Origin of the sequence: Plantactinospora sp. KLBMP9567 (assembly GCF_033446045.1) — a bacterium.
Lineage (GTDB): Bacteria > Actinomycetota > Actinomycetes > Mycobacteriales > Micromonosporaceae > Plantactinospora.
Window position 1 is genome coordinate 1 of record NZ_JAWQRR010000063.1, and the last position, 18,190, is coordinate 18,190.

Here is an 18,190-nt window from a genome sequence, read left to right on the forward strand (position 1 = left end):
CTGTCATGTCCCGGTAGATGTGTCAAGGGTGTGTCCCGGGACATGTGTCAGTTGATGATGTTCGATATTGGGGTGAGGCGTGTGTAGGTCTTCTTGTCTCGTGGGGCGGTGGTGTGGCCGATGGGGTGGCCGTTGCTGGCGTAGACGGTGATGTGGTTGCCGTCGCGGATGGCGGTGACGGTGTGGCCGCGCCAGATGCAGCCGAGACCGATGCGGGTGTAGCCGACGTTGATTGCGCCGGTGTCGGAGACGGTGGGGTGGTGGACGGTGGCGTCGGTTTGGATGGGTAGGGCTTGTGGTCCGCCGTGGTGGGGTGCGGTGGTCCAGGCGTGGTGTGGGGTGACGCGGCCGGGTAGGGCGCTGTGTCGGCGGTGGTGGTTGTAGTGGTGGCGGTAGGTGTCGAGTAGGCGTTGGAGTTGTCGCAGGGTGTGGGGTTGGTGGGGTTGGGCGGTGAGCCATCTTTTGAGGGTTTGGTGGTGGCGTTCGACTTTGCCGCAGGTTTGTGGGTGGTAGGGGCTGGAGTGGATGAGTCGGGTGCCGTGATGGTGGACGGTTTCGGCGAACGGGGACGGGCCGGCGTTGTCCTTGAGGAGTCGGTGGGTGAAGATCGTGCCGTTGTCGGACAGGACGATCGCGGGTGGGCCGTGGTCGGTGAAGGCCCTGCCGATGGCGGCGATCGCGGCGGTGCTGGTCTCGGCCGGCGCGGCCCGGCAGGCGACGAGCATGCGGGTGCAGTCGTCGAGGACGTCGAAGACCGCGACGAGTTGGCCGTTGGCGAGGCGGATCCTGGTGGCGTCGATCTGGTAGCAGTCGCGGGGCTGGGCGTAGGCGAAGCGGCGCCAGGTGCCGCGGGGTCGTTTCGCGGGGTTGCGGTCGAGCAGGTCGTGGCGGGACAGGACCCGGTTGATCGTCGACCGTGACGGCACCCTCCAGCCAGGGTCGGTGAACGCGTGGATCAGCAACAGCTCGTCACGGATCTGGTCCGCGCCGTTGTCGACACCAAGATCGTTGCGGAGTTTGCAGATCCACGCGTCGAGCTCCGGCGGGGTGATACCAGGACTGTGATGCGGCCGGCGGGATCGCTCCCGCCAGACACCCTCGGCCTGTACCCGGGCGCGGTGCCGGTAGAAGGTGCGTGGGTTGACGTTGTTGTCATCGCACCACTGCTGCACGTTGTCGATCCGCACGCCCGCCGCGAGCAGGGCGTCCATCGCGGTCATGACCTGACGTCGATTCGCCATGCCCAGCAGTCATACCGCCCACCAGACCGATCATGTGACACATGTACCGGGACACAACCTGCGACAGATGTCATGGGACTGAACAATCCACGGCGAACCACAGATCGCCAAGAATCGTGGATTACCCCGCCCCCGTAGCGGCCGTCAGAGGTCGTCCTCGTCGTCGAGTCGGGCCAACCAGGTGGCGAACCGCTCGACCGGCGTCTCGAAGTCGGGGTTCAGGTCGACGAAGTCGCGCAGCCGCGCGCCCAGCCACTCCAGCGTGACCGTCTCGGTGCCCCGGCGCTCGACGAGTTCCTCGATGCCTCGGTCGGTGAAGTACACGACGTCCTCTTTTCTCGTTGCCTGACCCGCGTCCGGCCGCCTGCCCGCCGGCCGGGGCCCGTCCGGAACGAGTCGCGGACGGGCCCTCTGCGGTCGGGGGAGCGGTCAGGGGCGGGGCAGCGCCGCCTCGATCAGCGCGGACTGCTCGACGTCGTGCATCTTCGCCGAACCGACCGCCGGGGCGGCCGCCGCCGGCCGGGAGATCCGGCGCAGGCGTACGCCCTCCAGGTGCTCCAGCAGGTTGAGCGCGACGAACGACCAGGCGCCCTGGTTGGCCGGCTCCTCCTGGACCCAGGCGAAGTCCTCGGCGTTCGGGTACTGCGCCAGCGCGGCCCGGACCTCCTCGACCGGCAGCGGATAGAGCTGCTCCATCCGGACGATCGCGGTGTCGGTGATGCCCCGCTCGGTGCGGGCCTGGAGCAGGTCGTAGTAGACCTTGCCGGAGCAGAGCAGCACCCGCTTGACCGCCTCCGGCGCCACGCCCGAGCTGTCGGTCAGCACCGGCTGGAAGGTGCTGGTGGTGAAGTCTTCCACACTGGACACGCAGAGCTTGTGCCGCAGCAGGGACTTCGGAGTGAAGACCACCAGCGGCTTGCGCTTCGGCGAGAGCGCCTGCCGGCGCAGCAGGTGGAAGTAGTTCGCCGGGGTGCTCGGGATGGCGATCCGCATGTTGTCCTCGGCGCAGAGCTGGAGGAACCGCTCCGGCCGGCCGGAGGTGTGGTCCGGACCCTGGCCCTCGTGCCCGTGCGGCAGCAGCAGGGTCACCGCCGACTGCTGGGCCCACTTCACCTCGCCGGACGAGATGAACTCGTCGACCACGGTCTGCGCGCCGTTGGCGAAGTCGCCGAACTGCGCCTCCCAGAGCACCAGCGCCTCGGTGTTCTCCACCGAGTAGCCGTACTCGAAGCCCATCGCGGCGTACTCGCTGAGCAGCGAGTCGTGTACGAAGAACCGGGCCCGGTCACCGGCCAGGGTGCTCAGTGGGGTGTGCTCGACACCGGTCCGGGAGTCCACGATGACGGCGTGCCGCTGCACGAAGGTGCCACGGCGGGAGTCCTGGCCGGCGAGCCGGACCGTCACTCCGTCCTGGAGCAGCGTGCCGAACGCGATGATCTCGCCGAGGCCCCAGTCGATGTTGCCGGACTCGGTCATCTTGGCCCGCCGGTCCAGTAGCTGCTGGATCCGCTTGTGCGGGGTGAAGCCGTCGGGCAGCGAGGTGTGCGCCGTACCGACCGCGCGGAGCGCGGGGACGGTGGTGGCGGTCTCCACCTGCGGCTCGGGCTCCGGCTGGCGGCGGGGCCGGGTGGCAGGCCGGGCCGACGACGCGGCGTCCCGGGTCGCCTTGAAGACCCGTTCCAACTGGGCCTGGAAGTCGCGCAGCAGCTCCTCCGCGTCCTCCACGGTGATGTCACCGCGCCCGATCAGCTCCTCGGTGTAGAGCTTCCGGACCGACCGCTTCGAGTCAATGATCTTGTACATCAACGGGTTGGACATGGCCGGGTCGTCGCCCTCGTTGTGTCCGCGCCGGCGGTAGCAGACCATGTCGATCACGACGTCCTTGTTGAACGCCTGCCGGTATTCGAAGGCCAGCCGGGCCACCCGGACCACGGCCTCCGGGTCGTCTCCGTTGACGTGGAAGATCGGCGCCTGGATCATCCGGGCCACGTCGGTGCTGTAGAGGCTGGACCGGGAGTATTCCGGCGCGGTGGTGAAGCCGACCTGGTTGTTCACCACCACGTGCACGGTGCCGCCGGTGCGGTAGCCGCGTAGCTGCGACAGGTTGAGCGTCTCGGCGACCACGCCCTGGCCGGCGAAGGCGGCGTCGCCGTGTACCGCCACCGGCAGCACGGTGTAGCCCTCCAGCTTGAGGTCGATCCGGTCCTGCTTGGCCCGGACGATCCCCTCCATGACCGGGTCGACCGCCTCCAGATGGGACGGGTTGGCGGTCACCGACACCTTGATCGAGTGCTCGCCGTCCGGTGTGGTGAACTTGCCGGCCTGCCCGAGGTGGTATTTCACGTCGCCGGAGCCCTGCGTCGAGCGCGGGTCGAGGTGCCCCTCGAACTCCGAGAAGATCTTCTCGTACGGCTTGCCGACGATGTTGGCCAGCACGTTCAGCCGGCCCCGGTGAGCCATGCCGATCACGACCTCGTCGAGGTCGTTCTCGGCGGCCGACTCCAGCACCTCGCCGAGCAGCGGGATCAGCGACTCGCCGCCCTCCAGCGAGAAGCGCTTCTGGCCGACGTACTTGGTCTGGAGGAAGGTCTCGAACGCCTCGGCCGCGTTGAGCCGGTTGAGCACGTGCTTCTGCTCGTCCGGCGCGGGCTTGGTGTATTGCCGCTCGATCCGCTCCTGGATCCAGCGCCGCTCCTCCGGGTCCTGGATGTGCATGTACTCCACGCCGACCCGGCGGCAGTAGGAGTCCCGGAGCACCCCGAGGACCTCGCGCAGCTTCATCTTCTGCTTGCCGGCGAAGCCGCCGACCGGGAAGGTGCGGTCGAGGTCCCACAGCGTCAGACCGTGCTGGAGTACGTCGAGGTCCGGGTGCTTACGGATCTTGAACTCCAGCGGATCGGTGTCCGCCATCAGGTGTCCACGGACCCGGTACGCATGGATGATCTCGATCACCCGGGCGGTCTTGTCGATCTGCCCCTCGGAGCTGACCGCCACGTCCCGCATCCAGCGCACTGGCTCGTAAGGGATGCGCAGCGAGGTGAAGATCTCGTCGTAGAAGCCGTGCTCGCCGAGAACCAGTTCGTGGATGGTCTTGAGGAACTCGCCGGACTGCGCGCCCTGGATGATCCGGTGGTCGTAGGTGCTGGTCAGCGTGATGATCTTGCTGACTGCCAGGTCGGCCAGGGTCTCCTCGGACATCCCCTGGTACGGCGCCGGGTATTCCATCGCGCCGACCCCGATGATGGTGCCCTGGCCGACCATCAGCCTCGGCTGGGAGTGCACGGTGCCGATCCCGCCCGGGTTGGTCAGCGAGATCGTCGTACCGCCGTAGTCCTCCATGGTCAGCTCGTTGCGCCGGGCCCGCCGGATGATCTCCTCGTACGCCTGCCAGAACTGCCGGAAGTCCATCTGCTCGCCGGCCTTGATCGACGGCACCACCAGGGTGCGCGAGCCGTCCGGCTTGGCCAGGTCGATCGCGATGCCCAGGTTGACGTGCTCCGGCTTGACCAGCGACGGCTTGCCGTCGACCTCGGCGAAGGAGTTGTTCATCTCCGGGTGCTCGGCGAGTGCCTTGATCAGCGCCCAGCCGATTAGGTGGGTGAAGCTGACCTTGCCGCCCCGGCCCCGGGCGAGGTGGTTGTTGATGACGATCCGGTTGTCCACCAGCAGCTTGGCCGGGACCGCGCGGACGCTGGTCGCGGTCGGCACCGCCAGCGAGGCGTCCATGTTCTGCACGATCCGGGCGGCCACGCCGCGCAGCGGGGTGGTCTGTGCGCCGGCGGGCTGGGCCGCGCCCTTGCCTGCGGAGCTCGGCGCGGCGGCCTTCGGTGCGCTCGCGGCCGGCTTCGCCGGGGCGGCCTTGCCGTCCGGGGCCGGGGTGCTGCGCTTGGCCGGCGCCGGGGCGCTGGCCGGGGTGGCCGGCGCGGCCTCGGTCTTCGCGGAGGTGCGTGCGGGTGCGGGGGGCTGCTCGACGGCCGTGCCGGAGCCGCCCTTGGCGCCGGTCACCTTGGCGTCACCACCGGCGTCGCCACCGTCCGGGCCGGGCTGCCCGGCCGCGGGTCGGTAGTCGGCGAAGAAGTCGTGCCAGGCTGGATCGACGCTGGCGGGGTCGGCGAGGTAACGCTGGTACATTTCCTCGACGATCCACTCATTGGGGCCGAACCCCGCCAGTGGATTTTCCTGCGAAGTCTGCTGGGTCGACACGGCCGGTAATCGCCTCTTTCACGCGGGTTGTGTGTCACGCGGTCTCCTGCCACCCGGTCCGGGGGGCTGCGTCGAAAGACGGGTCCAAGGCTACGCCGTGCGGTAACCGACAGCATTGTCGCATCGGGCCCGTGTCGCGTTTCACAGGTTTTGCGAGTTGTCGGTCGTTCGGTAACGCCGGAACCCGGCCGGGACCACTGGCCCCGACCGGGTTCCGACGACCCGACGACTCTGCCCGCAAGGGGTCAGGAGACGTCCCGCTTGCGCATGATCAAGGTGCCGATCGTGCCGGTCACCACGGCGTACGCGACCATGACCGCCGCACCCGCCCACCGGGGCGGGCTGCCCGGAAGGTCGGTGCCGGTCGCCATCAACTGCGAGGCGAGCGACGGGACGATCAACTGAAGGTTGTTGATCCAGTCGCCGAACCGCTCGGCCAGGATCGCCAGCACGATGATCGCCCCGATGTAGCCGGCGAGGTAGACCAGCAGCGCCGTGACGGTGGCGCCGATCTGGCTGCGGATCAGCACCCCGAACCCGATCCCGAAGACGGCCCAGAGCAGGTACGCCAGCCCGTTCAGGCCGATCGCCTGCCAGATGGCGCCCTCGCCGAGCTGGCTCGACACGTCCAGGCTGCCCAGGATCAGCGGGGTGAAGATCAGGTTGAGTCCGGTGGTGATCACCCAGAAGATCAGCCCGAGGATGCTGGCGGCGACCAGCTTCGCCACCACCACGGCGGTGCGGTGCGGGGTGGTGAGGAAGGTCGTCGTGGCGGTCTGGTGGAAGAACTCGTTCGTCACCACCAGTACGCCGAGCAGCATCACGATCAGCACGCCGAAGAACTGGCCGTTGGTGTAGAGGTTCGCCGCGATGTTGACGTGCTCCCCGGCCGCCTGGAACTGCGCGTTCTGCTGGTCGGCCTCGGGTACGCCGACGCCGTCCGGGTCGAGCAGCGCCTGGGACTGGAAATAGTTGATCAACAGGGTCAGGGCCCAGAGGGGCAGCGTGATGAGGCCGAAGACCCACCAGGTGTTCGTCGTACGGATCTTCAGCAGCTCGGACCGGACCAGGTTCATCGGATCCCCGCCTTTCCGGCCGTCAGCTCCAGGAAGACCCCTTCGAGGTCGGGTCGCTCCGTGGTCAGTTCGTGCAGCTCGACCTTTGCCGCCAGCGCGGCCCGGCCCACCGCCGGAGCGTCCGTCCCCTCGACCAGCAGCACGCCGTCGTCGCCCCGGGTCACCCGGGCACCGTTGTCGGTCAGCGCCGTGGTCAGCTCGTCACTCTGCGGGGTCCGGACCCGGACCCGGCCCGTCTGCGCCATCGAGCCGACCACCTCGTCGACCCGGCCCTGCCGGATCAGCTTGCCGGCCGCGATGATCACCACGTCGTCGGCGAGTAGCTGCATCTCGGAGAGCAGGTGGCTGGAGACCAGCACCGTACGCCCCTCGGCGGCGAGCGCCTTGAGGAAGCCGCGCATCCACCGGATACCCTCCGGGTCGAGCCCGTTGGCCGGCTCGTCGAGGATCAGCACCCGCGGGTCGCCGAGCATCGCGGCGGCGATGCCGAGCCGCTGCTTCATGCCGAGCGAGTAGCCCTTGAACTTCCGCTTGGCCGCCGGCGTGAGACCCACCAGTGCCAGCGCCTCGTCGGCCCGCTGCTTCGGCAGTCCGGCCGCGGCGCAGGTCACCCGCAGGTGGTTGATCCCGGTGCGGCCCTTGTGCGCGCTCGACGCCTCCAGCACCGCGCCGACGTGCCGGATCGGCTGCGACAGGTCGGCGTAGCGGGCCCCGCCGATCGTCGCGGTGCCCGCCGTCGGAGTAACAAGGTTGAGCAGCATCCGCAGCGTGGTCGTCTTGCCGGCACCGTTGGGCCCCAGGAAGCCGGTCACCCGGCCCGGCTCGACGGTGAACGACAGATCGTCGACCGCTCGGACATTGCGATAGACCTTCGTCAGACCGGAGACCACTATCTGGCCACTTCCGGCTGTTGGGCTTAACCGCCCGTCAGACATCTCTCTCCCCTCCGTGAGGCGCCGCCGTGCCGGCCACGCCGGCACCCAGCGTCGACATTGTGGGCCGCGCGGTCAATCGGGATGATTGCGGAACCCGTTGTCATACCTGGGCAGGAGCCCGTCCTCCTACAGCACGAGCCGCGCGGCATCTGGGGAGGAGGGGGCGAATCTACCAGTTCGGACGAGCTGCCGGGGGGCGGCGCGCGAAGCCGGCCGTGCCGGGCCGATACCACATCCCGTTCACCGGATCGACACGCCGTCGGCCGTCGGTCGACACGTCCAGGGCAGTCCGGGAGCCTACACAGAGACCATGGCCGTTCTGCTCACCGCCCCGGCACAAACCGGGACCAGCGGATACACCCTGCTGATCGCCGACAGCGCGTCGCAGGTAGCCGCCGCACAGCGCCTCCGGCACTCCGTGTTCGTCGAAGAGTTCGGCGCGAACATCCACTCGCCGGTGACCGGACTCGACATCGACGAGTTCGACCCGTACTGCGAGCACCTCATCGTCCGGGAGGACGAGTCGGGTGCGGTCGTCGGCACGTACCGGATGCTGACGCCGGACCGGGCCGCCCGGGCCGGTCGACGGTACGCCGAGGGCGAGTTCGACCTCTCCCCGCTCGCGCCGCTGCGCGACGAGGTCGTCGAGATCGGCCGGTCCTGCGTCGACCCGGCGCACCGGACCGGTGCCGTGATCAACCTGATGTGGGCGGGGATCGCCCGCTACCTCCAACTGCGCGGTCTGCGCTGGCTCGCCGGCTGCACCTCGGTGCCGCTGGACGACGCCGGAGCGACGGCGGTCGGGGTCTGGTCGGAGGTCCGGCGCCGGAACCTGTCGCCGCCGCCGATGCGGGTCCGGCCACACCGGCCCTGGCTGGCCGAGCCGGCCGGCGCGGCCGCGCTGGCGGCCGCCGAGGCGGAGGTACCGCCCGGGGCGCCGGCCGCCGCCCGGGGCCGGGTGGCGATGCCGCCGCTGCTCCGCGGCTACCTGCGGCTGGGCGCCTGGGTCTGCGGGGAGCCGGCGTACGACCCGGAGTTCGACGTGGCCGACTTCTACGTCCTGCTCTCGATGGACCGGATGCCCGACCGGTACCGTCGGCACTTCCTCGGTCCGGACCAATGAACACCCGCACCCGCACCCGCACCCGCACCCGCGTCCGCATCCGCACCCGCGCGGTCCCGGGCCGGTCGCTGCACACCGGCGGGTCGCTCTGGCGGCCGCACTCGACCTGCGGGCCGGACTGCCTGCCTGACCAGGGCAAGCTCCCGAGGGCCTCCGGGCCGCGCCAACTCGGTCGGCTGGTGGCACTGCTCGGGGCCCTGCTCTTCGGCGGGGTGCTGCTGCCGGTACTGCCGGTGCTGCCCCGGTCCGGCCGGGGGGTCGCCGGGCGAGCCTGGGCCCGTACCGTGTTGCGGGCCGGTGGGATCCGGCTCGACGTGCGGGGCCGGCCGCCGCTGCGGCGGGCGCTGCTGGTGGCCAACCACGTCTCCTGGCTCGACGTGGTCACGATCCTCGCGGTGACCCCGGCCCGGCTGCTGGCCAAGCACGAGGTGCGGAGCTGGCCGCTGATCGGGCCGCTGGCGGCGCTCGGCGGCACCATCTTCATCGACCGGACCCGGCCGCGCACCCTTCCGCAGACCGTGGCCGAGGTGGCGGCGGTGCTCCGCGCCGACGGGGTGGTCGCGGTCTTTCCGGAGGGTACGACCTGGTGCGGCGTGCCCCGGGCGGCCGGAAGCTGTGGCTGGGCGGTCCGGTTCCGCCCGGCCATGTTCCAGGCCGCCGTCGACGCGGCGACCCCGGTGGTACCGGTGCATCTCGGCTACCGCATCGAGTTCTCCGCCGGCCGCCCCGCGACCGGCGCACCGGTCGGCCCGACCGGTGCCTCGGCGGCGGCCGGTACGGCGGCGACCGGCCAGGTCCGGGCCGTCGACACCACGGCGGCGTCCTTCCTGGCCGAGGAGAGCCTCTACACCTCGGTACGCCGGGTGCTGGCGCTGCGCGGCCTGGTGGTGACCCTGACCGTGGTCGACGAGCCGTGGTGCGACGGCCCGACGGACCGTCGCCGGCTCGCCACGGCGGCCGAGGCGGCGGTGCGGGCGGCCGGTCCGGCCGGCCCGCCGGAGCGTCCGGCCGGCGGGGCGACGCTGGAGCTGGCGGCCTGACAGCGCTGCCGGGTCGGCCGGGCGGGCGTTCCGGAAACGCGATGTATCGCGTTATCGTGGCAGCACGCACCTCCGCCGTCCGTGCCCGCACCTCCCGCCGGCCGGACCGGCCAGCACCAGGGGAGTCGCCATGCCGAGCTGGACCGTGGACGAACCGCGTCGGCTGACCCTCAGCGAACCGGTCGACCAGCTCGTCGTCCGACTCAGCTCCGGCCGGGTCAACGTGGTCGGCACGGACGGCCCGGCCCGGATCGAAGTCACCCGGATCGACCGGCGGCCCCTGGTCATCGAGCACCGCAACGGCAGGTTGTCCGTCCGGCACCGGACGTTCCGGAGCTGGACCCTCCTGCTGCGCTGGTTCGGGCTGCGCGCCGGACCCGAGATCTCGATCGGGGTACCGGCCCGGGCGCGGGTGGACCTGCGGCTGCACGAGGGCGCGGTGGTCGCGTCCGGACTGGCCGAGGCGACACAGGTAGAGGTGACGGCTGGTCAGGTCACCCTGATGGGGCTGGGCGGCCGGACCAGGGCGCGGCTGGTCTCCGGGCCGGTGGAGGCGCTCGGCGTCTCCGGAGACCTGACCATGGAGACGGTCTCCGGTGAGCTGATCCTGGCCGACGGGACCGCCGAACAGGTCCGGGCCGGTACGGTCTCCGGGGCGATCACCTGTGACCTCGGCAACCCGGGCCGGAGCGACATCCAGCTCGGCGCCACCTCGGGCAGCGTGACGGTACGAATACCCGAGGAGAGCGACCTCGACGTGCACCTGCACACCACCTCGGGGCGGATCAGCACGGACTTCCCCCAGCTCGAGGTGGGCGCCGTGCCGAGCTGGTCCAGCGACCGCCGGGGGACCCTCGGCGCCGGGGGCGGTAGTCTCCGCGCCACCACCATGTCCGGGAGCATCGTGCTGCTGGCCCGGCGGTCGGCGGAGTGAGGGCGAGATGACGACGGTGTTCGGCCACGGCCGGCTCCGGCTCTATCTGCTCAAGCTCCTGGACGACGGGCCGAGGCACGGCTACGAGCTGATCCGGCTGCTGGAGGAGCGCTTCCTCGGCCTGTACGCGCCGAGCGCCGGCACCATCTATCCCCGCCTCGCCCGGTTGGAGGCCGAGGGACTGGTCACGCACGCCGCCGTCGGCGGCCGGAAGGTCTACCAGGTCACCGAGGCGGGCCGGGCCGAGCTGCGGCAGCGCGCCGACGAGGTGGCCAGTCTGGAGTCGGAGATCCGCGCCTCGGTCTCCGACCTGACGAAGCTGGCCGGTGAGATCCGTTCCGAGGTACGCGGCTCGGTGCGCGACCTGAAGCAGGAGCTTCGAGCGGCCGCCCGGGAGACCCGCCGGGGTGACCGGCGGTCCGCTCCGGGTGCGGCGTACCCGGACGCCGCGCCCGGAGCCGCACCGGCCGGCGGTGACTGGTCGGCGGGGCAGCGTGCCGGGGAGTGGATCCCGGGCGGCTGGTCGGCGGGGGCGCGTGCCGGGGAGCAGCCGCCGGGCGGCTGGTCGGCGGCGGAGCAGGGGGACGCCCCGGGCGCCGAGTTCGACCGGCAGTTGCTGCTCTTCGTGACCGAGGTGCGGGCGCTGGCCCGCAGCGGCCGGTTCACCGAGGCCCAGTTGCGTACGGCGGCGCGGGTGCTGCACGGGGCGCTGGACGGGCTGCGCCGGCTGCTCCGCTGACCCCGCCGGCCACCCTGCTGACCCGGGCGGCCGGCCTGTGACCCGGGCGGCCGGCCTGCCGAACCCGGCGGGCGGCGGTCGTCATCCCCGAGCCGAAGTGATCCGGGTCGCTCTCAGAAAGTTTTCAGGGGATGCTCAGCCGAGCCGCAGCGGAGGCGCGGATGATGGCCAGATGGCAGCGACAACGCAGAGCGAGGCACGGCTACTCGTCGTGGAGGACGACCCCAACATTCTCGAGCTGCTCTCCGCCAGTCTGCGATTCGCCGGCTTCGACGTGGCCACCGCCACCAGTGGGAGCGCGGCGGTCAGTGCGGCGAAGGAGCGCCGACCCGACCTGGTCGTGCTCGACGTCATGCTGCCCGACCTCGACGGCTTCGAGGTGATCCGGCTGCTCCGCGAGGGCGGCACCCGTACCCCGGTGGTCTTCCTCACCGCCCGGGACGCGACCGACGACAAGATCCGTGGGCTGACCCTGGGCGGCGACGACTACGTCACCAAGCCGTTCAGCCTGGAGGAGCTGACCGCCCGGATCCGGGCGGTGCTGCGGCGTACCGCCACCGGCGAGCACGCGCCGTCCCGGCTCACCTTCGCCGACCTGGAACTGGACGAGGAGACCCACGAGGTGCACCGGGCCGGCAAGCGGGTGCAGCTCTCGCCGACCGAATTCAAGCTGCTGCGCTACCTGATGCTCAACGCCAACCGGGTGCTGTCCAAGGCGCAGATCCTGGACCACGTCTGGAACTACGACTTCCGGGGCGACGACAACATCGTGGAGTCCTACATCTCCTACCTGCGGCGCAAGATCGACACCACCCAGCCTCGCCTGATCCACACCCTGCGCGGGGTCGGTTACGTGCTCCGCAAGCCGGCGGCGTGAATGTCGCCCTGCCGCTGAAGGGGCGGCTCCGCGCCACGCCGCTACGGGTCAAGCTCGTCGCCGCCGTACTCGTCCTGGTCGCCGCCGCGCTGGTGGTGATCAGCGTGATGACCGCCTTCTTCCTGCGCAGCTACCTGGTCGGCCGGATCGACAACGAACTGGCGAGCTTCGCCCGCGACGCGGACGCGCAGCAGGTCCAGCGGCTCTACGACAACGTGGCGGCCGGCCGCAGCGCGTTGCCGACGGACTACCTGATCGTGCGGGCCGACCGGGAGGCCTGGGTCTTCCAACCGCTCTACGACCGGACGCTCGACCAGAACAACCTGCCGGCCGCGCTCAACGATGCCAACTGGTACGAGCGGCATGCCGGCGGGGACTTCTTCACCATCTCGTCGGCGGACCACCGGTTCCGCTGGCGAATGATGGTGGTGCAGTGGCCGAGCGGCACCTACCTGGCGGTCGGGCAGCACCTCACCGAGGTCGACCTGGCGGTCAAGGAACTGATCTGGATCGACGTACTGGTCGGCGGCTCGGTGTTGATCACGCTCGCCGCCGCGGGGGCGGCGATCGTGCGTACCAGCCTGAAACCACTCGTGGAGATCGAGCGGACCACGGCGGCCATCGCCGGCGGAGACCTGTCCAGACGGGTACCCGATCCGGAGCCGGGCGAGGTCGAGGCGAAAACCGAACTCGGCCGGCTGTCCCGGGCGCTGAACACGATGCTCAGCCAGATCGAGGTGGCCTTCACCGCGCGGGCGGCCTCGGAGTCGGCCGCCCGGGCGGCCGAGGCGAACGCCCGCAGCGCGGCGACCGCGGCCCGCAACGCCGCAATCGCCGCCCAGGCGTCGGAGTCCCGGGCACTGCGCTCCGAGGAGCGGATGCGGCAGTTCATCGCGGACGCCTCGCACGAACTGCGTACCCCGCTGACCACCATCCGGGGCTTCGCCGAGCTGTACCGGCAGGGCGCCGCCGGCTCGGCCGAGGACACCGCCCGGCTGATCCGCCGGATCGAGGACGAGGCGGCCCGGATGGGCCTGCTCGTCGAGGACCTGCTGTTGCTGGCCCGGCTCGACCGGGAACGACCGTTCACCCTGGCGCCGGTGGAGCTGCCGGTGCTGGCCAGCGACGCGGTGCAGGCCGCCAAGGTGGTCGCGCCGGACCGCTCCATCAGCCTGGAGATCGAGCCGGGGGCCGGCTCGCTGGTGGTGCTCGGCGACGACGCCCGGCTGCGGCAGGTGCTCGGCAACCTGATGACCAACGCACTCACCCACACCCCGCCGGAGGCGGCGGTGACGCTGCGGTTACGAGCCGAGCGGGAGGATGCGGTGGTCGAGGTCGCCGACACCGGTCCGGGGCTCTCGGCGGAGCAGGCCGAGCGGGTCTTCGAGCGGTTCTACCGGGCGGACGCCGCACGGACCCGCCAGGCGGGCGGCGGGGTCAGCACGGGGCTCGGCCTGGCCATCGTGGCGGCCCTGGTGGCGGGGCATAACGGCAGCGTCGAGGTGGTTGACACCCCCGGCGGCGGCGCGACCTTCCGGGTCCGGCTGCCGCGCGCACCGGAGGTCGCCGAGGAACCCGAGGCCGCCGAGGAACCGGAAATCGCCGAATCAATCGACGTAGAGTAATTCTCAGCCAATATCCAGGCGGGCTCAAGGTACGTCGCAGAGCGAGGGGGCAAGGTAAGGACATGAGCGACTTCGAGACCGACCCGCAGCGGCGGCCGGTGACCGCCGACCGCGAGCACTCGCACCCCACCGCCGAGCTGCCGCGCGACGACCGCGGGCAGTCCGACTCCGGCGCCTCCACCGCCGACGCGGCCACCCCGGCCGCCGCCAGCCCCGCCGGCTCGACCGACTCGACCGCCAGCTTCGCCGCGACCGGTGCCTCGGACGGCACCCCGTCCGGTGACCGGTCCGAGCCGGCGACCGCCGTACAGCCCGCCGCCGACCCGTACGGCGCCGGGGCGTACGGAGCGACGAGGCCGACCGCCGAGCAGCCCCACAGCGGGGTGCCGGCCTCCGGCCAGCCGTACGCGGGCGCCCCGGCCGCGGGCCAGCCCTACGGTGGCGCCCCAGCCTCCGGACAGCCCTACGGTGGCGCCCCGGCCGCGGGCCAGCCCTACGGTGGCGCCCCAGCCTCCGGACAGCCCTACGGCGGCAATCCCTACGCCGCCGCGCCCGCCTCCGGCCAGCCCTACGGCACCGGCCCGTACGGCCCGGCGCCCGCCTCCGGCCAGCCGTACAGCCTTCCGCCGGCCGGTCGGCCCGGCGGCATTCCGGCGCAGGCCGGCGGCAGCCCGTGGCAGGCGCCGACCACCGGCCAGCCCCACCCGCCATGGTCACCGGGACATCCCGGTGCCGGGGCGCCGCCCCAGCCGCCGCACCTCGGCGGTCCGGTGCCGCCCTGGGCCACCCCGGGCGCTCCCGCACCGGCCTCCTCCGGCCCCGGCCGGGTCGGCAAGGCGGTGGCGGTCGGAGTGGCCGCGCTGGCCCTGATGGTCGGCTCCGGGCTTGCCGGCGGGGCCATCGCGACGGCGCTGGACGACTCGCCGTCGGTGACCAACCGGACCTACTCGGCGGCCCCGGTGATCAACGCGGCCGACCTGCCGAAGATCGCCGCCCAGGTACAGGACAGCGTGGTGTCGATCAGCACCAGCAACACCGAGGGCTCGGGCGTGGTGATGAGCGCCGACGGCTTCGTGCTGACCAACAACCACGTGGTGGCCAGCGCCAACGGCGGCACCGTCAAGGTGTTCTTCGCCGACGGCAAGACCGCCGACGCGGACGTCATCGGCACCGACCCGAAGACGGACCTGGCCGTGGTGAAGGCCAAGGGCGTCGCCGGGCTGTCCCCCGCGAAGTTCGGCGACAGCGACGCGATGCAGATCGGCGACCAGGTCCTGGCGTTGGGCAGCCCGCTCGGCCTGCAGGGCTCGGTGACCGCCGGCATCATCAGCGCCCGGGACCGGACCATCCGGGCCGGTGGCGAGGGCGAGCAGCCGCAGAACCCGTTCGAGCAGCCGCAGCAGCAGGGCGGCGCCAGCTCGATCTCCGGCCTGTTGCAGACCGACGCTCCGATCAACCCGGGCAACTCCGGCGGCGCGCTGGTCAACACCAAGGCGGAGGTGATCGGCATCAACACCGCGATCCTCACCGCCGGGCAGGGCAGCGGCAACATCGGCGTCGGTTTCGCCATCCCGAGCAACAAGGCCACGGCGGTCGCCGAGGCGCTCCAGCGTGGCGAGAAGGTCAGCCACCCGTCCCTCGGGGTCCAGGTCACCCCGGCCGAGAACGGCGGGGCACTGATCAGCGGTGTCGTGCCGGACAGCCCGGCCGCCAAGGCCGGCCTCCAGCAGGGCGACGTGGTCACCCAGTTCGGCGACCGGAAGATCGGTGACGCCGACGATCTGGTCGGTGCCGTACAGGCCGGCAAGGTGGGTGACCAGGTGCAGTTGACGTACACCCGAAACGGGGTCGAAAAGACGGCAACCGTGACGCTCGCCGAAACGTCGTAAGGAAAGAACGCCGTACGCTTTCGAGGTAGACCTTCCGCACGACGGAAGTCAAGCCTCCTCCCCAGAGCGGCGGGCGACGTGACCAAGGGGGTTGGTCAGGTCGCCCGCCGCTCCTCCTTTTCGGGCCCGGAAGGGCGCGTTCGGCCGATGGCGTCCGGGGAAGGAATGTCCGTTCCGGAGCCTGTCGAGCTGGGTGCACGAACGGGGCAACCGGCCGGTGGTTCGGACGGACCGGCCGGTGGTTGGGACGGACCGGCCGCTCCTTCGGCCGGGACTGGCCGGTGGGTGCACAAGCGGGGCAGCTCGACAGTCTGCGCAACGGCTGGTCCCTTCCCTCGGCGAGTGCGCCGGGCGTGGGGTCGGGCGCCGACGTGGACGGCGGCCCAGCACCGAGCGGCCCAGCACCGAGCGCCGGGTCTCGTCCCGCTTCACCCGCTCCGGGTGAGCCCGGCTCACCCGGAGCGGGGCGAATATCGGGGTTGGTCTGGCAGGCACGGACTCGGGTCTCGACCGTGGGTCGGTGACCACGAGGACCCCGGGGAGGAGCGGCGATGAGTACCGCGACCATGGCGCGCAGCGACATCGACATCCAGCGTGACGTGCTGGCCGAGCTGGCCTGGGACGCCCGGGTACGGGCCAGCGAGGTGGGTGTGTCGGTCTCCAGCGGCATCGTGACCCTGACCGGCTGGGTGGACAGCTACGCCAAGAAGTGGGCGGCGGAGCGGATCGCGCACCGGATCCGGGGCAACCGGGCGGTCGCCAACGACATCGAGGTACGCCTGCCGGGCACGGCCGAGCGCACCGACACCGACATCGCGACGGCGGCGAGTCGGGCCCTGGAGTGGGACGCCTTCGTGCCGGTCGACCGGATCCAGGTGACCGCCGCCAACGGCTGGCTGACGCTGCGCGGCGAGGTCGAGCGGGGCTACCAGAAGCGGGCCGCCGAGCGGGCCGTACGCCGGCTGACCGGGGTACGCGGGGTGACGAACCTGATCGCCGTGGCGCCGGCCGGCGACCTGAGCGAGGAGGACCTCAAACGGGACATCCGCAGCGCTCTCGCCCGGCGGATCGACATCGACGCCGTCCTGATCGAGATCGATGTCGACGAGGGGACCGTGGTGCTCACCGGCGAGGTGCGGTCGTGGTTGGAGCGGGAGGAGGCGGAGCGGGTGGCCTGGGCCGCGCCCGGGGTGGGCGAGGTCGAGATGCGGCTCCGCCTCGCGACCTGACCCGTGTCGGCCTCCTCGCGACCTGATCCGGGTCGGCCCGGGCCGACCGCGGCCAGAAGAAGCTTCCACGTCGATCCGCGGCGCCGGACGGCGGAGTCGGTGCCGACCAGCCGACCGGCCGGCCCCGAGGGGAGGACCCCTCCGTGAGCACGAACCCGTCCGAGCGGGCGCAGCCGGAGCGCCGGTTGCGTATCGCGATGGTCGTCCCGCCCTGGTACGAGCTGCCGCCGCCCGGCTACGGCGGGCTGGAACAGGTCTGCTCGGCCCTGGTCGACGGGCTGGCGGCCAAGGGGCACGAGGTGACCCTCTTCGGCGCGGGGACCGGGACGGGTACCGCGGCGCACTTCGTCGGGACCGTCCCGGAGTTGCAGCACCACCGGTTGGGCCAGACCCTGCCGGAGTTGGCCCACCTGACCCGGGTCAACCGGATGATCTCGCCGGAGTCGTTCGACATCGTGCACGACCACACCACCGTCGGCCCGTACGCCACCGACCGGCCGGTGCCGACGATCGCCACCGTGCACGGCAAGCCGACCGGCGAGTTGCGGGAGGTGCTCGCCGACGTCGACCCGAAGGTCGGGCTGGTGGCGATCTCGCACACCCAGCGCCGGCTGGCTCCGGAATTGCCCTGGGCCGCCACCGTGCACAACGGAATCTCGACCGGCAACCTGGTGACCAAGTCGGTGCCGGGGATGGGTCCGGTGCTCTGGCTCGCCCGGTTCAGCGCCGACAAGGGCCCGGACCTGGCCATCGAGGCGTGCCGGGCGGCCGGGCTGCCGCTGGTGCTGGCCGGCAAGTGCGACGAGCGCTCCGAGCGCCGCTATCTCGAACAGGTCGTCGAGCCGATGCTCGGGCCGGACGTGACGGTGCTGCGCAACCCGGACCGGGACGCGACGGTACGGCTGCTGCTCGCCGCCCGCTGCCTGATCATGCCGATCCGCTGGGAGGAGCCGTTCGGCATGGTGATGGTGGAGGCGATGGCCACCGGTACCCCGGTGGTGGCGCTCGACCGGGGAGCCGTGCCGGAGCTGATCCGGCACGGCGAGACCGGGCTGATCTGCGACGACCCGTCAGAGCTGGGGCCCGCGCTGCGGGAGGTGTCCCGGCTGGACCCGGGGGTCTGCGTGGCGCACGTCCGCCGGGAGTTCTCCGCCGAGCGGATGGCCGAGGACTACGAGCGGGTCTACCGGGCCTTCGTCGAGCCGGGCCTCGAACCGCCGGTCCGGCCGGCGTCGGCACCGACCGTCGCCTGGTGACACCGCCGGTCCGGCCGCCGTCG

14 protein-coding genes are annotated in these 18,190 nt (G+C 71.6%); 9 read left to right on the forward strand and 5 right to left on the reverse strand.

Features of this window, described 5'->3' with window-relative positions; all coding sequences use genetic code 11:
• Positions 1-47: 47 nt before the first annotated feature.
• From R6Y94_RS42665 to R6Y94_RS42685, 5 genes are all read right to left on the reverse strand, one after another.
• Positions 48-1,241 carry a DDE-type integrase/transposase/recombinase gene (locus tag R6Y94_RS42665; RefSeq protein ID WP_318398518.1) on the reverse strand — a complete coding sequence of 398 codons (1,194 nt, stop codon included), beginning with the start codon at positions 1,239-1,241 and terminating at the stop codon, positions 48-50.
• A gap of 144 nt (positions 1,242-1,385) precedes the next feature.
• Positions 1,386-1,565, reverse strand: a complete 180-nt coding sequence (locus tag R6Y94_RS42670) for a DUF6104 family protein (protein WP_203859024.1) — start codon at positions 1,563-1,565, stop codon at positions 1,386-1,388.
• A gap of 105 nt (positions 1,566-1,670) precedes the next feature.
• Complete coding sequence (locus R6Y94_RS42675; RefSeq protein WP_318402902.1) at positions 1,671-5,444, reverse strand: multifunctional oxoglutarate decarboxylase/oxoglutarate dehydrogenase thiamine pyrophosphate-binding subunit/dihydrolipoyllysine-residue succinyltransferase subunit; 3,774 nt, start codon at positions 5,442-5,444, stop codon at positions 1,671-1,673.
• 245 nt (positions 5,445-5,689) lie between these two features.
• Entirely contained in the window at positions 5,690-6,520 is an 831-nt protein-coding gene (locus tag R6Y94_RS42680) for an ABC transporter permease subunit (RefSeq protein ID WP_318402904.1), read from the reverse strand.
• Positions 6,517-7,455 (reverse strand): ABC transporter ATP-binding protein, encoded by a 939-nt coding sequence (locus R6Y94_RS42685; RefSeq protein ID WP_318402905.1) that lies wholly within the window; start codon positions 7,453-7,455, stop codon positions 6,517-6,519. The genes R6Y94_RS42680 and R6Y94_RS42685 overlap by 4 nt, the downstream gene beginning before the upstream one ends.
• A 310-nt stretch (positions 7,456-7,765) precedes the next feature.
• Here R6Y94_RS42685 and R6Y94_RS42690 point away from each other — a divergent pair, with 310 nt between their 5' ends.
• The 9 genes from R6Y94_RS42690 to R6Y94_RS42730 all read left to right on the forward strand — a co-directional run bounded on the left by R6Y94_RS42690 (position 7,766) and on the right by R6Y94_RS42730 (position 18,167).
• Positions 7,766-8,578 carry a GNAT family N-acetyltransferase gene (locus tag R6Y94_RS42690; RefSeq protein WP_318402907.1) on the forward strand — a complete coding sequence of 271 codons (813 nt, stop codon included), beginning with the start codon at positions 7,766-7,768 and terminating at the stop codon, positions 8,576-8,578.
• Positions 8,575-9,618 carry a lysophospholipid acyltransferase family protein gene (locus R6Y94_RS42695; RefSeq protein WP_318402908.1) on the forward strand — a complete coding sequence of 348 codons (1,044 nt, stop codon included), beginning with the start codon at positions 8,575-8,577 and terminating at the stop codon, positions 9,616-9,618. The genes R6Y94_RS42690 and R6Y94_RS42695 overlap by 4 nt, the downstream gene beginning before the upstream one ends.
• A 130-nt stretch (positions 9,619-9,748) precedes the next feature.
• A complete protein-coding gene (locus R6Y94_RS42700; protein WP_318402910.1) occupies positions 9,749-10,552 on the forward strand; it encodes a DUF4097 family beta strand repeat-containing protein in 804 nt (267 codons plus the stop codon).
• Positions 10,553-10,559: 7 nt separating this feature from the next.
• Positions 10,560-11,291, forward strand: coding sequence for a PadR family transcriptional regulator (locus R6Y94_RS42705; protein WP_318402911.1), 732 nt, complete (start codon positions 10,560-10,562; stop codon positions 11,289-11,291).
• A gap of 172 nt (positions 11,292-11,463) precedes the next feature.
• A complete protein-coding gene (locus R6Y94_RS42710) occupies positions 11,464-12,168 on the forward strand; it encodes a response regulator transcription factor (protein WP_101369786.1) in 705 nt (234 codons plus the stop codon).
• The gene (locus tag R6Y94_RS42715) at positions 12,165-13,793 is read left to right on the forward strand and encodes an ATP-binding protein (protein ID WP_318402913.1); all 1,629 of its coding nucleotides are present in this window, start codon (positions 12,165-12,167) and stop codon (positions 13,791-13,793) included. The genes R6Y94_RS42710 and R6Y94_RS42715 overlap by 4 nt, the downstream gene beginning before the upstream one ends.
• A 62-nt stretch (positions 13,794-13,855) precedes the next feature.
• Entirely contained in the window at positions 13,856-15,682 is a 1,827-nt protein-coding gene (locus R6Y94_RS42720) for a trypsin-like peptidase domain-containing protein (protein ID WP_318402914.1), read from the forward strand.
• Positions 15,683-16,233: 551 nt separating this feature from the next.
• Positions 16,234-16,911, forward strand: coding sequence for a BON domain-containing protein (locus tag R6Y94_RS42725; protein WP_318402916.1), 678 nt, complete (start codon positions 16,234-16,236; stop codon positions 16,909-16,911).
• A gap of 143 nt (positions 16,912-17,054) precedes the next feature.
• Entirely contained in the window at positions 17,055-18,167 is a 1,113-nt protein-coding gene (locus R6Y94_RS42730; protein WP_412103007.1) for a glycosyltransferase family 4 protein, read from the forward strand.
• The last annotated feature ends 23 nt before the right edge of the window (positions 18,168-18,190 follow it).

What these genes read in the sequence shown, in the direction of transcription:
- R6Y94_RS42665 (WP_318398518.1), bottom strand. Translation starts at nt 1,241, where the DNA reads ATGGCGAATCGACGTCAGGTCATGACCGCGATGGACGCCCTGCTCGCG.
- R6Y94_RS42680 (WP_318402904.1), bottom strand. Translation starts at nt 6,520, where the DNA reads ATGAACCTGGTCCGGTCCGAGCTGCTGAAGATCCGTACGACGAACACC.
- R6Y94_RS42685 (WP_318402905.1), bottom strand. Translation starts at nt 7,455, where the DNA reads ATGTCTGACGGGCGGTTAAGCCCAACAGCCGGAAGTGGCCAGATAGTG.
- R6Y94_RS42690 (WP_318402907.1), top strand. Translation starts at nt 7,766, where the DNA reads ATGGCCGTTCTGCTCACCGCCCCGGCACAAACCGGGACCAGCGGATAC.
- R6Y94_RS42695 (WP_318402908.1), top strand. Translation starts at nt 8,575, where the DNA reads ATGAACACCCGCACCCGCACCCGCACCCGCACCCGCGTCCGCATCCGC.
- R6Y94_RS42700 (WP_318402910.1), top strand. Translation starts at nt 9,749, where the DNA reads ATGCCGAGCTGGACCGTGGACGAACCGCGTCGGCTGACCCTCAGCGAA.
- R6Y94_RS42705 (WP_318402911.1), top strand. Translation starts at nt 10,560, where the DNA reads ATGACGACGGTGTTCGGCCACGGCCGGCTCCGGCTCTATCTGCTCAAG.
- R6Y94_RS42710 (WP_101369786.1), top strand. Translation starts at nt 11,464, where the DNA reads ATGGCAGCGACAACGCAGAGCGAGGCACGGCTACTCGTCGTGGAGGAC.
- R6Y94_RS42720 (WP_318402914.1), top strand. Translation starts at nt 13,856, where the DNA reads ATGAGCGACTTCGAGACCGACCCGCAGCGGCGGCCGGTGACCGCCGAC.
- R6Y94_RS42725 (WP_318402916.1), top strand. Translation starts at nt 16,234, where the DNA reads ATGAGTACCGCGACCATGGCGCGCAGCGACATCGACATCCAGCGTGAC.